This is a genomic window from Pseudomonas sp. Marseille-Q1929 (assembly GCF_017316265.1).
Classification (GTDB): domain Bacteria; phylum Pseudomonadota; class Gammaproteobacteria; order Pseudomonadales; family Pseudomonadaceae; genus Aquipseudomonas.
Genome location: NZ_JAFLWU010000005.1, coordinates 76,174 through 91,065 on the forward strand (window position 1 = coordinate 76,174; position 14,892 = coordinate 91,065).

Here is a 14,892-nt window from a genome sequence, read left to right on the forward strand (position 1 = left end):
TTTGATGGTGTTCAGACCTGCTTGGGCAACCGCTGATCGATGAGCTTGTACAACGCCGAGTCTTGCGACCAGTTACGCATAAACCGCGCACGGTCCTTGGCATACGCCGGAGCGAAGCTGGCGTCGCTGCTGTGTTGGCGCATGGCATCCAGGTCGATCAGCGACCAGCGGTCCTTGTCCCAGAACAGGTTGTGCCCCTTGAAATCGCCATGGCTGATGCGCTCGCGGATCAGCTCGGCGAACAGGTGGTCGAGGGCCAGCAGTTCGTTTTCCGGCGCATCGCCCTGCTCAACGTAAGGCGCAAAACGCTCAATGATATCCGGCCCAGCCAAGTGCTCGGTGATCAGGTAAGCCCGGCTGCGCAGCCAGAAAAAACGCTTTTCCAGCACCGCCAGCGGCTTGGGTGTGGCGATGCCGAGGAACGCCAGGCGATTGCCTTCACGCCAGGAATGCCACGCCCGGCTCGGGCGCCAGAAACGCTTGAGCCAATGGGCGAAACCCTTGATGTTGTAGCGCTTGATCACCAGCGGGCGACCCGCCACGTCGACCTTGGCCACGGTGGCCGCGCCGCCCGTCTTGAACAGGTGGCCCTGCTCGAGCAAGGCATCGGCCTGCGCCAGTACTGGCAACAGAGCGGCCTCTTCTTCGCGACGGACCGCACGCAAGGCAAACGGCCCGCGCAATACGCTGAATAGCGTGCACTCGCGGCCGACCTTGTTGAGGAAGTCCTTCAACCGCCACGCGCTGACCTTGCGCACCTGTTTTTCCAGGGCCTCCAGCGGCAAGGCGTGTTCGCCGTTGCTCAGCAGGTAGTACACCAGCAGCTCTTCGGTAAACGGAGCGAGATTTTTCGGCAACTGGGCGAAAAACACCCCGAGGTTTTCCAGCACGCGGTTGCGCGACAGCGGCTTGCCCGCCGCTTCGACGCGAATCCCCGCGCCGTCGATCAAATACAGCTTGCCGCCCTGGCGCAGCAGGTTGTCCAGGTGCAGGTCTTCCTGCCACAGGCCCTTGGCGTGCATCTGCGCAATCGCGCCCAGCGCCTCGGCGAGCACGGCGGTTTGTTCGTCGGCCAGCGGTGGCAAACCTTCGACGGCCTGCCAGGCATCCGCCAGGCTTTCAGCGCCGTCGACGAACTCAAAGAGCAGCCAGCCGCCCTCGCCGTCCTGCAAGCCGTCGGCCAGCAACTGCGGCGTGGTCAGGCCTTGCTCGGCGAGCAGGCGCACGCCGCTCAGTTCACGCTGAAAATGCCGCGCCGCCTTGCTGCCCACCAACAACTTGGCCAGCACCGGGCGCCCGCGCCATACCGCCGCGCCCACGTAGCGCTCGCCCGGCAATACACGCAACAGGCTGAGCAGTTGCAACTGGCCAGGGCCGGCCGCGTCAGCCAGTTCAATGGTCAGGGGCAAGTCGGGAGTACGACCGGCAGTTTTCAGCTCGGACAAACGCATCAACGGTTTTCCTTGTGGCTACGACGGGCGCTCAGGCGCTGGTACCACGTGGCGACCAGCGCACTGTCCTCGGGTTGATCGAGGTACGCCGCCAACAGTTGGCGCACCTGCGCATCAGACCATTGTGGTGCGCGGCGCAACAACGGTTCCAAATCCTTGACCCGATCACGCCAGCCGAACAGCAGCGGGCGGGTTTTCTCCAGGTCGATCAACTGCGCGGCGTAACCGTCGCCGGTGGCCTGCAGGAAAATATGCTTCGGGTAAAAACAGCCGTGCACCTGGCCGACGCTGTGCAGGTGACGCGCCAGTTGCCCGCACGCCAGCAGGATCGCGCCGTGCTGGGCGTCGCTCAGTTGCGGCCACTCGTCGAGCAATGAATCCAAGTCATTCCAGCCGTCGAGCGCGCGGGTCAGCAGCATCGCACGGTGCTCACCGGCCACCTTGCGCTCGCCATAGAACGCGGCCTGCAACGCCGGGATGCCGAGTTTGCGGTAACGGCTGATATTGCGAAATTCCCGGGAGAAACTCGGCTCGCCAAACGGCCGGTGCAGGCTGCGCGTCAGGTAGTTGCTCTGGCGCTTGAGGTAATAACCGTGGCCGTCGAGCTCCAGGCGAAACACGCTGCTCCAGCCGCCGCGACTGGTGTTGGGCTCGTCCACCGCGTCCAGTTGCTTGGCCCACAGCGCATCGAATGTGGCCAGGCCGTGGCGCTCCAGCAGCGCACGGTCCTCGGCCGCCAGGAAGTCAGTCATTCGCGCCCCTCAAAAAACTTCACCACATGGCGAATCCGCTGTTTGTCCGACGCGCTCAGGTGCCGGCGCTGACGGTATTGCATGTAGAAACGCAGGCGCTGGGTGGCCGACAGGTGATACTTGGCCACCTTGTCGAGACAGGCCAGGTCCTTGGTGATGCGGTACTTGAGCCAGAACCCGCGCCAGAAAGCGCCGTTGGGGCAGTCGATCAGGTACAGGGTCTGCTGGTCGTCGATCAGCAGGTTGCGCCACTTCAAGTCGTTATGGGTGAAGTTGTGGTCATGCATGGTGCGCGTGTATTCGGCGAGCTGGCGGCTCACCGCATCGACCCACTTCGGATCGTGCAGGCGCGCATCGTCGCGGTCGGCGAGCACCGACAGGTCTTCGGTACGCGGCAGCTCACGGGTGATCATCGCGCCCCGGTCGTACGCCAGGCCTTTGCGCTCCAGGCCCCAGGCGATCACGTCGGCGGTGGGAATGCCCCACTTGGCGAAGCGCTTGAGGTTCTGCCATTCGGACTTGACCCGTGGCTTGCCCAGGTAACGGCGCAAGCCCTTGCCGGCGCCGGTGTAGCGCTTGACGTAGTAATTGACCCCGCCACGCTCCACGCGGATCACTTCCGACAGCGGGTCGTGGGTCAACTGCTCGCCTTGCAGGGCGAACACTGCTTCAAGGCTGCCAAAATCATCCGCCAGGTTGGCGTAGGCCGGTTCCAGGTTCCAACCCGCCATCAGATCGCATCCCCGTATCGTTGCTTGCGTGCGTAGAGCTTGTCGGCCTTGCGCTGCATCAGGCTCAGGGACGCCGATTGCTCGGCGAGGATCTGGCGCAGCGGCTGGCGGAAGTAGCCCTTGAGGAAGCGCAACTTGTCACGCCGGGTCAGGCCGATTTCCAGCGCCGAGTAATACAGCGCGGACAAGTCCTTGTCGCGCCAGCGCAGCGGCAAGTGGTTACGCAATTGGGCGCGGTGCAGGTCGATCACCGACAGCTTGATGTCTTTTGCGTCGATGGGTTTTGCAGTGTCCAGCAGGAAGTGGCACAGGTAGCAGTCGCGATGATTCACGCCGCCCCGGTGCATATCGCCGACCATGCGCGCCAGCTCGGCGGTGAGCGCATGGCGCAGCGCCGGTGCCGGCGGTTCGGCGACCCAGTTGATCGTCAGGTCTTCCAGGCTGACGGTGGGCGCCAGCTCTTCGGTGATGATGAACGAATGCTGATCCGCCGGGTTGCTGCCCTTCTCGCCAAACGCCACGCCAGTCATGGTCGGCACGCCGAGGGCTTGCAGGCGATGGATCGCCGCCCACTCCAGGCCCGCGCCGAGTACCGGCAGCTTGGCGGTGATCAGGTTCTTGAAGATCTCGCCCCAACCGATGCCACGGTGGATCTTCACAAAATACGGACGGCCCTCGACCACGGTGCGCAAGGTGCGCCGCGCCGCCAGTTCACGGAATACTTCGCCTTGCAGCTTCTCGACTTCGGCAAAGGCGTCACGCCCGGCCCATAACGTCTTGAACGGTTCGGCAAGAATCAACTTCATCGTTTCGGCTCCGCCAGAATCACATCCGCAGCGTGCTGCGGCATGCTATAGAGGTCGGCCGTCTCGGCGAAGGCCAACCCATTGCGGCCCCAGGCCGCGCGCTGTGCAGTGTCGCTGAGCATTTGCGCTAGGTACGTGTTGAGCTGCGTTTGTTCGAACGGCTCATCCAGCACTTTGCCGCAGTCGGCTTCGGCGATGTAGTGGGCATAACCGCACACGGCCGAGACCAGCACCGGCAAGCCGGCCACCAGCGCTTCGAGCAACACGGTGCCGGTGTTTTCGTTGTACGCCGGGTGGATCAACAGGTCGGCGCCCAACAGGAAGCGCGGGATGTCGCTGCGACCCTTGAGGAACTGCACGTTGTCCCCCAGCCCCAGCGTGGCGCTTTGCAGTTGGAATACCTTGGGGTCGTCCTGGCCGATCACAAACAGGCGCGTGCGTTTTTTCAGCTCCGCCGGCAGCGCGGCCACGGCCTTGAGGCTGCGGTCGACGCCCTTGGTCTTGAAGCCCGAGCCGATCTGCACCAGCAGCAGGTCGTCGTCAGCGAGGTTGAATTCCTTGCGGAAACCTTCGCGGATTTCAGCGGCATTCGGCGGTGCGCGACGGTCCTGGGCAATGCCCGGCGGCAGCAGGTGGAAGCGTTCCAGCGGCGTGTCGTAATGCTTGATGAACAGCGGCTGCTGCACTTCGGAAATCATCAGCACTTCGGTCTTCGCGTCCTTGGCAAACACCGCGCGCTCGTACTCGGCGAAGTGCTTGTAGCGGCCAAAGTAGCGGTACAGCGAATGGCGCAGGTTTTGTGCCTTGTCTTCAAAGCAGCCGTCGGCGGCGTAGTACACGTCCAGGCCGGGCATTTTGTTGAAGCCGATCAGGCGATCCACCGGGCGCTTGGCCAGATCCGCTTCCATCCAGGCACTGAGCTTTTCGTTGCGCCGGTGGTTGAAGAACGCCTTGACCGGCGCCACCAGCACTTCGAAGCCGGGCGGGATGTCGCCTTCCCAGATCAGCGTGTACACGCGAATCTGGTGGCCGCGCTGCTGGCACTCCAGGGCGATGCGCATGAAGTCGCGCTGCAAGCCACCGAAGGGGAAGTATTTGTACAAAACGAAAGCCAGTTGCATCAGTGCAGCTCCTCAGCCAATAACAACGTGCTCAGTCGGCTGGCCACACGCTCAGGGTTCAGGCGCGTGAAGCACAGGGGCGACTCGCGCTTGAGGTCGAACCGACGCAGGTCGTCGGCCGTCGGTTGATAGGTACATTGCTTTTGCAGGCAGGGCGCGCAGGGGAAGTCGCTGCCCAGGTGAATCTGGCCCTTGCCGTAGGCACCGGTCAGGCCCGGATTGGTGGGACCGAACAGGGAAATGGTCGGTACGTCCAACGCGGCCGCCAGGTGACCGAGGCCCGTGTCTACCGCCACACAGGCGCGAGCGCCGGCCAGCACGCGGGCGACGCCGGCCAGGTTCAGCTTGGGCAGCACTTCGGCGTTTGGCAGGCCGTGGGCCAGGCGGTCGGCGCGGGCTTTTTCGGCGGCGTTGCCCCACGGCAGCTTCACGTCCACACCGAGGCGGCCCATGCGTTCGGCCAGCTCGCGCCAGTAGGCTTCGGGCCAGTGCTTGGTGTCCCAGGTGGTGCCGTGCAGCAGCAGGACGAAGGGCTTTTTCGGCGGCAGGCCGAGCAACTTTTCGACGCTCAGGCCGTAGTCACCCAGGCCCTTGGGCAGGTCATAACCGAGGGCCACGGCAAACAGTTGGCGCAAGCGCTCCACCGCGTGTTGGCCACGTGCCACGGCCAGGCGGCGGGAGTAGAAGCGTGCGGCCATCGGCTCACGGGCCGAGTTTTTGTCGAACCCGGCCACTGGCGCGCGCACGTAGCGGGTCAGCCAGGCGCTTTTCAGCAGGCCCTGGGCGTCGATCACCAAGTCATATTTGGTCGCTTGAACACGCTGTTTGAAGCGTCGCCACTCGCCACTCTTGATGGTCTGCCAGATGTTTTTGCGCCAGCGGCGAATCGCCACCGGGATCACCTTGTCGACCGCCGGGTGCCAGGTGGGAATCTCGGCGAAGCCTTCTTCCACCACCCAGTCGAATTGAATGCCGGGGATCGCCCGCGCGGCATCAGTGAGTGCCGGCAAGGCGTGGATCACGTCGCCCAGGGATGAGGTCTTGATTACCAGTACGCGCAAACTATCGGACCTCGACCGCAGAACCTTGCAACCGCTGCAAGGCTTCGTTCACCGGTTGCGGCAGCAACTGGCGCATGCAGTTGTAGTGGCCGAAACGGCAAGTACGATCAAAACATGGGCTGCAATCCAGACCCAGGCGCACCACTTCGACCTTGTCGGCCAGCGGCGGGGTGAAACCCGGCGACGTGGAGCCGTACACCGCCACCAACGGGCGGTTCAGCGCCGCCGCGACGTGCATCAGGCCAGAGTCGTTGGACACCACCGAATCGGCGCAGGACAACAGGTCGATGGCCTCGGCCAGCGAGGTGTCGCCGCTGAGGTTCACCGCTTCTTCGCGCAGGCCGGGGATCAGGCGCTGGCGAATGTCTTCGCCCACCGGGTGATCCTTCTTCGAACCAAACAGCCACACCTGCCAGCCTTCGCGGATTTTCGCCTCGGCGACCTTGGCGTAATGCTCCGACGGCCAGCGCTTGGACTCGCCAAACTCGGCGCCCGGGCACAGCGCCAACACCGGGCGATCCAGGGTCAGGCCGAACTTGGCCAGGGCGGCATCGCGGCTCACGGGGTCGATCTGCAGGCTCGGGCGCGGATACGGCTTGGGCAACTCGGCCCCCGGCTCGTACGCCAGGGCCATGAAGCGCTCGATCATCAGCGGGTAACGCGCTTTGTCGAGGGTGCGCACGTCATTGAGCAGCACGTAGCGGAATTCGCCGCGCCAGCCGGTGCGTTTGGGAATGCCGGCGAAATACGGCACCAGCGCCGACTTCAGCGAGTTGGGCAGCAGGATCGCCTGGTCGTACTGCCCGGCCAGGGATTTGCCGATGCGCCGACGGGTTGCCAGCTCCAGGGCGCCGTGGCCGAGCGGGAAGCTCAAGGCCGCGCGCACTTCGGGCATGCGTTCGAGGATCGGGCGGCTCCACTCAGGGGCGAGCACGTCGATCTGGCAGTCGGGATGACGTTGCTTCAGGCACTGGAACAGTGTCTGTGCCATCACCATGTCACCGACCCAACTGGGCCCAACGATCAGAATATTCATGTAGTTTCCACAAACGATGCGGGGAGGCTTATGCCTCCCCGCCGTAATAGTGTTTCAGCTTAACCCCAGCTCCTGCCAGATTCGCATCACCTGGCGCCGTTCGTCGGCGAACTGATCCCCAGCCACCGTGCCGGCCTCGTTTTGCAAGGCCTGGCGGTGCGCGGCAGAACGGTAGGCCTTATACACCTCGCGCAGCAGATGGGCATCGGCAGCGGGCATCAAGCCCACCTGCTCCAGGCCTTCCAGAATGCGGATATTGTCGGTGTAGCGCAGCAACGATGGATGTTGCGCAGACCACGCCAAAGCCGCGTATTGCACCATAAATTCAATATCGACGATACCACCGGCGTCCTGCTTGAGGTCGAACAGCACCGTGGCTTCAAAGGCATTGGCACCTGTGCCGGCCGTCGTGCCCCTGGTGCCGAGGTTCTCACGCATCTTGGCGCGCATCTCGCTGACCTCCTGGCGCAGCGTGGCCAGGTCGCGATCACGCCCTAGTACTTTGGCCCGCACCTGTTCGAACGCATGGCCCACATCCTGGCTGCCCACCAACACCCGCGCGCGGATCAGGGCCTGGTGTTCCCAGGTCCAGGCTTCATTTTCCTGATAGCGCTCGAAGGCCCCCAGCGAACTGACCAACAACCCGGATGCGCCGGAAGGTCGCAGGCGCATGTCCACTTCATATAACTGCCCGGAGTTGGTCTGGGTGGTCAGCAGGTGAATGATGCGCTGACCCAGGCGCGTGAAGAACTGCGCGCCATCGATCGGCTTGGCGCCGTCGGTCTCGGCCTGCGGGTCGCCGTCGTGGATAAACACCAGGTCCAGGTCCGAACCATGCCCCAGTTCGATGCCGCCGACTTTGCCATAACCGACAATGATGAACCCAGGATCGCACAGGGTGCCGTCCACGCGCTGCGGCGAGCCATGGCGGGCCACGGTCTGGCGCCAGGCCAGGGCCAGTACTTGCTCAAGGATGGCTTCGGCGAGCCAGGTCAAGTAGTCGCTGACTTTCATCAACGGCAGGCTGCCGGCGATTTCCGAGGCGGCGACGCGCAGGCGGTGGGCCAGTTTGAAATGGCGCAGGGCTTCCATCTGCTGCTCAAGGTCGTCCTCGGGAATGCGCGTGAGGCGCTCGCGCAGTTCGGCGGCGAGTTCCGGCGCCAGCGGCGGCTTGAACAGGCGGCCTTCGTTGAGCAATTCATCGAGCAGCAGCGGGAAGCGGGTGATTTGCTCGGCAATCCACGGGCTGGCGGCGCACAGGGTCAACAGGCGACGCAGGGCGTCGGGGTTTTCCGTGAGCAGCACCAGATAAGCGGAACGCCGCGCGACAGCCTCCACCAGCGGCAATACGCGCTCCAGCACCAGGTCCGGGTTGGCGTGTTCGACCGCCTGGGCCAGCAGGCGCGGGATAAACGCATCCAGGCGCTCGCGACCAAGGCGCTGCATGGCGCGCAATTGCGGGCTGTTGCGCAGACCCGCCAGGGCCTTGAGGGCCTTGGCGGCATCGCTGAAACCGCCTTCGGCCAACTGCCGACAGGCAGCCTCTTCATCTTGGGATTCTTCCCACAGCGGCAACCACTCGCCGCCCACGACCAATTCGCTTTCTTCGCCCTCTTCTTCATCCGGGTCGGCGATGACTTGACGGAAATGCCAGTCGACTCGGCCGCGCCAGTACATCAAGCGCTCGTGGAACGCGGCCCAGTCCTCAAAGCCCAGCATAAAGGCAATGCGTGCCTGGTCTTCCGGGGTGTCCGGGAGCATTTGTGTCTGGCGGTCGGCAATCGCCTGGATTGCATGCTCGGTGTAACGCAGGAATTCGTAGCCATCGCGCAACTCAGCGATCACCGCCGGCGGCAGGTAACCCTGCCCTTCCAGGGTGCCTAGCACCTTGAGCAGCGGACGCTGTTGCAAGCTGAGATCACGGCCGCCGTGGATCAGCTGGAAGGCCTGGGCGATAAATTCCACCTCGCGGATGCCACCCGAGCCCAGCTTGATATTGTCGGCCATGCCTTTGCGCCGCACTTCCTGCTGGATCAACTGCTTCATGGTGCGCAGCGCTTCGATGGCGGAGAAGTCCAGGTAACGGCGGTAGACGAACGGGCGCAGCATGTCGAGCAGTTGCGCACCGGCGACCTGGTCACCCGCGACCACGCGCGCCTTGATCATGGCGTAGCGTTCCCAGTCGCGGCCCTGGTCCTGGTAATACTGTTCCAGCGCGTTGAAGCTGAGCACCAGCGAGCCCGACGAACCATAGGGACGCAGGCGCATATCGACACGGAACACAAAACCATCGACAGTCATTGGGTCAAGGGCCTTGATCAATTTTTGACCAAGGCGAATGAAAAACTCCTGGTTATCCAACGCGCGCTTCACGCCCACGGTTTCGCCGCCTTCGGGGTAGGCGAAGATCAGGTCGATATCCGACGACAGGTTCAGCTCCACCGCGCCGAGCTTGCCCATGCCGAGGATGACCATTTGCTGCGGCTCGCCGCTGCGCCGGCCAGTGGGCGTGCCGAACTGGGCGCAGTGGCGCTGGTACAGCCACTGATAAGCCTGGTCGATGCTGGCGTCGGCCATGTCGGACAGGTCGCGGCAGGTTTGCACCAGGTCGGCCTGGCGGGTCAGGTCGCGCCAGATGATGCGCACTTGCTGGCGGGTGCGCTGGCGGCGCAGGACGCGGCCCAGCTCATCTTCTGTTTCGACCTGTTGCACCGCGCCAGCAATCTGCCCGCACAGTTCGCCGGGGGCGAAACCGCGGTCCAGCTCGCCCCAGGCCACCAGCTCCAACAACATCAAAGGGTCACGAACGCTCTGTTGAATGACAAAATCACTGGCCGCACACACGCGGGCGAAGTCGGCCCACCGTTGCGGCGACCACGCAGAAAGGCCATGATCGTCGCCCAGCGTGGCTACGGCGTCACGAAATGACTGCTCGGCCCGGCTGGCGTAAGGCAGGAGGATGGCCGGTAGTTTGGCCAGCGTTGGAAGGCTCATGGTCTATCCTTGATCGGCGCGTATTTGGCTTGTTGTGATGACTGCAAGAACCCAGCGCGGCGATGGACTGTCGAACAAAGGTTATAAATAGCTGAAAATTCGTACTTATTGGCAGGCAACATTAAACTTCTACCTTTTCTTGTCTGCAAAAGATCAACATTAACGATTATGCTCACCAGCCAGACCGAGCCATACGCTCAGTCTTGTGTAGTTTTACTACTCGTATATACATTCGAAAGGCTGAAATGGCCGACGATTTGTAGTAAAACTACAGGACGCCGAAGCAACCTTCGGCCATCCAAGAATTTATGTCGTCTGCCCACAAGGCCAGTCGCAAACTTCAGGCAACCGATTCTGGTAGCCTTTCCGCCCTGGAGCAAGCCATGCAAGACCTCGATCCCGTCGAAACCCAGGAATGGCTGGACGCCCTGGAATCGGTTCTCGACAAAGAAGGCGAAGACCGTGCTCACTACCTGATGACCCGTATGGGCGAACTCGCGACCCGCAGCGGTTCGCAGTTGCCTTACGCCATCACCACGCCATACCGCAACACCATCCCCGTTACCCACGAAGCACGCATGCCTGGCGACCTGTTCATGGAACGCCGCATTCGCTCGCTGGTACGCTGGAACGCCATGGCGATGGTAATGCGCACGAATCTGAAAGATTCGGACCTGGGCGGTCACATCTCCAGCTTCGCTTCCAGCGCAACCCTGTATGACATCGGCTTCAACTACTTCTTCCAGGCTCCGACCGACGAACACGGCGGCGACCTGATCTACTTCCAGGGCCACACCTCGCCAGGCGTCTACGCCCGTGCGTTCATGGAAGGTCGCATCACCGAAGACCAGATGAACAATTTCCGCCAGGAAGTGGACGGTGGCGGCCTGTCGTCGTACCCGCACCCTTGGCTGATGCCTGATTTCTGGCAGTTCCCGACCGTTTCCATGGGTCTGGGTCCGATCCAGGCGATCTACCAGGCACGTTTCATGAAGTACCTGGAAGCCCGTGGCTTCATCCCTGAAGGCAAGCAGAAAGTCTGGTGCTTCCTGGGCGACGGCGAGTGTGACGAGCCGGAATCCCTGGGTGCCATCTCCCTGGCTGGCCGCGAGAAGCTGGACAACCTGATCTTCGTCATCAACTGCAACCTGCAGCGCCTCGACGGCCCGGTTCGCGGCAACGGCAAGATCATCCAGGAACTCGAAGGCGTGTTCCGTGGTGCTCAGTGGAACGTGACCAAGGTCATCTGGGGCCGTTTCTGGGACCCACTGCTGGCCAAGGACGTCGACGGTATCCTGCAACGCCGCATGGACGAAGTCATCGACGGCGAGTACCAGAACTACAAAGCCAAAGACGGCGCGTTCGTGCGTGAACACTTCTTCAACACGCCAGAACTCAAGGCGATGGTTGCAGACCTGTCCGACGACGAGATCTGGAAACTCAACCGTGGCGGCCACGACCCGTACAAGGTCTACGCGGCGTACCACGAAGCGGTCAACCACAAAGAACAACCGACCGTCATCCTGGCCAAGACCATCAAGGGTTATGGCACCGGTGCCGGCGAAGCGAAGAACACTGCGCACAACACCAAGAAAGTTGATGTTGAAAGCCTGAAGTTGTTCCGCGACCGTTTCGACATCCCGGTCAAGGACGAAGAGCTGGAAGACCTGCCGTTCTTCAAGCCAGAGCCAAACAGCGCCGAAGCCCGCTACCTGAGCGAGCGTCGCACTGCACTGGGCGGTTTCGTGCCACAGCGCCGCGCCAACAGCTTCAGCGTACCGACTCCGGACTTGAGCACCCTCAAGGCAATCCTGGACGGCTCGGGCGACCGTGAAATTTCCACCACCATGGCCTTCGTGCGTATCTTGGCGCAGCTGGTCAAGGACAAGGACATCGGCCCGCGCATCGTCCCGATCATCCCGGACGAAGCCCGTACCTTCGGTATGGAAGGCATGTTCCGTCAGTTGGGCATCTACTCCTCCGTCGGCCAGCTCTACGAGCCAGTCGATAAAGACCAGGTGATGTTCTACAAGGAAGACAAGAAAGGCCAGATCCTCGAAGAAGGCATCAACGAAGCGGGCGCCATGAGCTCCTTCATCGCTGCCGGTACTTCGTACTCCAGCCACAACCAGCCGATGCTGCCGTTTTACATCTTCTACTCGATGTTCGGCTTCCAGCGTATTGGCGACCTGGCTTGGGCCGCAGGCGACAGCCGTACCCGTGGCTTCCTGATCGGCGGTACCGCTGGCCGGACCACCCTGAACGGCGAAGGCCTGCAACACGAAGACGGTCACAGCCACATCCTGGCTGCCACCATCCCGAACTGCCGCACCTTTGATCCAACCTACGGCTATGAGCTGGCGGTGATCATCCAGGACGGCATGAAGAAGATGACCGAAGAGCAGCAGGACGTTTTCTACTACATCACCGTGATGAACGAGTCCTACCAGCAGCCTGCAATGCCGGCTGGCGTGGAAGAAGGCATCATCAAGGGCATGTACCTGCTCGAAGAAGACACCAAGGAAACAGCGCACCACGTACAGCTGATGGGCTCCGGCACCATCCTGCGCGAAGTGCGTGAAGCGGCGAAGATCCTGCGTGAAGAGTTCAACGTCGGCGCCGACGTGTGGAGCGTCACCAGCTTCAACGAACTGCGTCGCGACGGCCTGGCCGTAGAGCGCAGCAACCGCCTCAAGCCTGGTCAAAAACCAGCGAAGAGCTACGTCGAAGAGTGCCTGGCCGGCCGTAAGGGTCCAGTCATTGCCTCTACCGACTACATGAAGCTGTTCGCCGAACAAATTCGCCAGTGGGTCCCGTCCAAGGAATTCAAAGTCCTGGGCACCGACGGTTTCGGCCGCAGTGACAGCCGCAAGAAGCTGCGTCACTTCTTCGAAGTCGACCGTCACTTCGTGGTGTTGGCAGCCCTGGAAGCCTTGGCTGACCGTGGTGAGATCGAACCTAAGGTGGTAGCAGACGCTATCGTCAAGTTCGGGATCAACCCGGAAAAACGCAACCCACTGGACTGCTGAGGAGACTTTTTGTGAGCGAACTCATTCGCGTACCTGACATCGGCAGCGGTGAAGGTGAAGTAATCGAGCTGTTTGTGAAGGTCGGCGACAAAGTCGAAGCCGACCAGAGCATCCTGACCCTGGAATCGGACAAGGCGAGCATGGAAATCCCTGCTCCCAAGGCCGGCGTGGTCAAGAGCCTGAAAGTGAAGCTGGGCGACCGCCTGAAAGAAGGCGACGAACTGCTGGAACTGGAAATCGAAGGTGCCGCTGATGCGGCCCCTGCGCCAGCGGCTGCTCCGGCTGCCGCTGCTGCACCGGCGCCTGCCGAGAAGCCAGCCGAGGCCCCTGCGGCCCCGGCTGCTGCTCCGGCCGCCGCTTCGGTCCAGGACATCCACGTGCCGGATATCGGTTCGTCGGGCAAGGCCAAGATCATCGAGCTGCTGGTCAAGGTCGGCGACACCGTCGAAGCCGACCAGTCGCTGATCACCCTGGAGTCCGACAAGGCCTCCATGGAAATCCCTTCGCCGGCTGCCGGCGTGGTGGAAAGCATCGCGGTCAAGCTGGAAGACGAAGTCGGCACTGGCGATTTCATCCTCAAGCTGAAAGTACAAGGCGCTGCGCCTGCTGCTGCTCCAACTCCTGCCGCCGCTCCGGCTGCCAAGGCTGAAGCTGCTCCTGCTGCCGCTCCTGCGCCTGCTGCAAAAGCCGAGGCCGCTCCGGCGCCAGTGGCTGCTGCACCTGCGCCAAGCGGTGCCAAGGTTCACGCCGGCCCTGCCGTGCGTCAACTGGCTCGCGAGTTCGGCGTTGAGCTGAACGCCGTCGCAGCCACCGGCCCCCACGGCCGTGTGCTGAAGGAAGACGTGCAGGTTTACGTCAAGGCCATGATGCACAAAGCCAAGGAAGCTCCGGCTGCCGGCGGCGCGACGGGTGGTTCGGGCATTCCGCCGATCCGCACCGTGGACTTCAGCCGCTTCGGCGAGACCGAAGAAGTGCCGATGACCCGCCTGATGCAAATCGGCGCGGCCGGTCTGCACGCCAGCTACCTGAACATCCCGCACGTGACCCAGTTCGACCAGGCCGACATCACCGACCTGGAAGCTTTCCGCATCGCGCAGAAAGCCGTGGCCGAGAAGGCCGGCGTGAAACTGACCGTGCTGCCGCTGCTGCTCAAGGCCTGCGCGCACCTGCTCAAGGAACTGCCGGACTTCAACGCGTCGCTGGCACCAAGCGGCAAGGCGATCATCCGCAAGAAGTACGTGAACATCGGCTTCGCGGTCGATACGCCGGATGGCCTGCTGGTACCGGTCATCAAGAACGTCGACCAGAAGAGCCTGCTGCAACTGGCTGCCGAGGCTGCTGCGCTGGCTGCCAAGGCCCGCGACAAGAAGCTCACCCCGGACGACATGCAGGGCGCGTGCTTCACCATCTCCAGCCTCGGGCACATTGGCGGTACTGGCTTCACGCCAATCGTCAACGCGCCGGAAGTGGCGATCCTGGGTGTGTCCAAGGCCACTATCCAGCCTGTGTGGGACGGTAAAGCGTTCCAGCCGAAGCTGATGCTGCCGCTGTCGTTGTCCTACGATCACCGTGTGATCAACGGCGCCGCTGCTGCACGCTTCACCCAGCGCCTGAGCCAGTTGCTGAACGACATCCGCACCATTCTGCTGTAAGTCTCAACGGGCCGCCCTTTCACCGGGGCGGCTCGGTTGCACCGATTTCCGAGCGCCACGCTCGTACCTCAACCCCGCCACTTGGCGGGGCTTTTTTTGCCTGCGTTTCCGGTGAAAACTGGACAGGCAAAACAGGTTTGTACACCTTCCATCACCGCCATTTCAGAAATCCCCCGCGCGGCCGATAACCCCCTTATAGCACTTAGCCTTCATCCTCTCTTGTCAGTGTGTGCTGCATGATGCAACCTTGCCGCAGGCG

Annotated in this window: 10 protein-coding genes; 2 read left to right on the forward strand and 8 right to left on the reverse strand. The window is 62.6% G+C overall.

All coding sequences use genetic code 11. The features are described 5' to 3' along the window. Positions 1-11 precede the first annotated feature (11 nt). The 8 genes from J1G37_RS08850 to glnE are packed head-to-tail and all read right to left on the reverse strand — an operon-like array spanning position 12 to position 9,952. Positions 12-1,451 (reverse strand): lipopolysaccharide kinase InaA family protein, encoded by a 1,440-nt coding sequence (locus J1G37_RS08850; protein ID WP_207041191.1) that lies wholly within the window; start codon positions 1,449-1,451, stop codon positions 12-14. Beyond that, on the reverse strand, positions 1,451-2,203 hold the full coding sequence (locus J1G37_RS08855; RefSeq protein ID WP_207041193.1) for a lipopolysaccharide kinase InaA family protein: 753 nt from the start codon (positions 2,201-2,203) through the stop codon (positions 1,451-1,453). The genes J1G37_RS08850 and J1G37_RS08855 overlap by 1 nt, the downstream gene beginning before the upstream one ends. Continuing rightward, positions 2,200-2,934, reverse strand: a complete 735-nt coding sequence (locus J1G37_RS08860; protein WP_207041195.1) for a lipopolysaccharide kinase InaA family protein — start codon at positions 2,932-2,934, stop codon at positions 2,200-2,202. Before J1G37_RS08860 ends, J1G37_RS08855 begins: the two co-directional genes overlap by 4 nt. Next, on the reverse strand, positions 2,934-3,740 hold the full coding sequence (gene rfaP, locus J1G37_RS08865; protein ID WP_207041197.1) for a lipopolysaccharide core heptose(I) kinase RfaP: 807 nt from the start codon (positions 3,738-3,740) through the stop codon (positions 2,934-2,936). The genes J1G37_RS08860 and rfaP overlap by 1 nt, the downstream gene beginning before the upstream one ends. Then, on the reverse strand, positions 3,737-4,861 hold the full coding sequence (locus J1G37_RS08870) for a glycosyltransferase family 4 protein (RefSeq protein WP_207041199.1): 1,125 nt from the start codon (positions 4,859-4,861) through the stop codon (positions 3,737-3,739). The genes rfaP and J1G37_RS08870 overlap by 4 nt, the downstream gene beginning before the upstream one ends. Beyond that, on the reverse strand, positions 4,861-5,922 hold the full coding sequence (gene waaC / locus J1G37_RS08875; protein WP_207041201.1) for a lipopolysaccharide heptosyltransferase I: 1,062 nt from the start codon (positions 5,920-5,922) through the stop codon (positions 4,861-4,863). Before waaC ends, J1G37_RS08870 begins: the two co-directional genes overlap by 1 nt. Before the next feature lies 1 nt (position 5,923). Next, positions 5,924-6,958, reverse strand: coding sequence for a lipopolysaccharide heptosyltransferase II (waaF, locus tag J1G37_RS08880; RefSeq protein WP_207041203.1), 1,035 nt, complete (start codon positions 6,956-6,958; stop codon positions 5,924-5,926). Positions 6,959-7,012: 54 nt separating this feature from the next. Then, complete coding sequence (glnE, locus tag J1G37_RS08885) at positions 7,013-9,952, reverse strand: bifunctional [glutamate--ammonia ligase]-adenylyl-L-tyrosine phosphorylase/[glutamate--ammonia-ligase] adenylyltransferase (RefSeq protein WP_207041205.1); 2,940 nt, start codon at positions 9,950-9,952, stop codon at positions 7,013-7,015. A 383-nt stretch (positions 9,953-10,335) separates the two neighbouring features. Here glnE and aceE point away from each other — a divergent pair, with 383 nt between their 5' ends. Next, positions 10,336-12,981 carry a pyruvate dehydrogenase (acetyl-transferring), homodimeric type gene (aceE, locus tag J1G37_RS08890; protein WP_207041207.1) on the forward strand — a complete coding sequence of 882 codons (2,646 nt, stop codon included), beginning with the start codon at positions 10,336-10,338 and terminating at the stop codon, positions 12,979-12,981. 11 nt (positions 12,982-12,992) lie between these two features. After that, entirely contained in the window at positions 12,993-14,633 is a 1,641-nt protein-coding gene (gene aceF, locus J1G37_RS08895; RefSeq protein WP_207041209.1) for a dihydrolipoyllysine-residue acetyltransferase, read from the forward strand. The last annotated feature ends 259 nt before the right edge of the window (positions 14,634-14,892 follow it).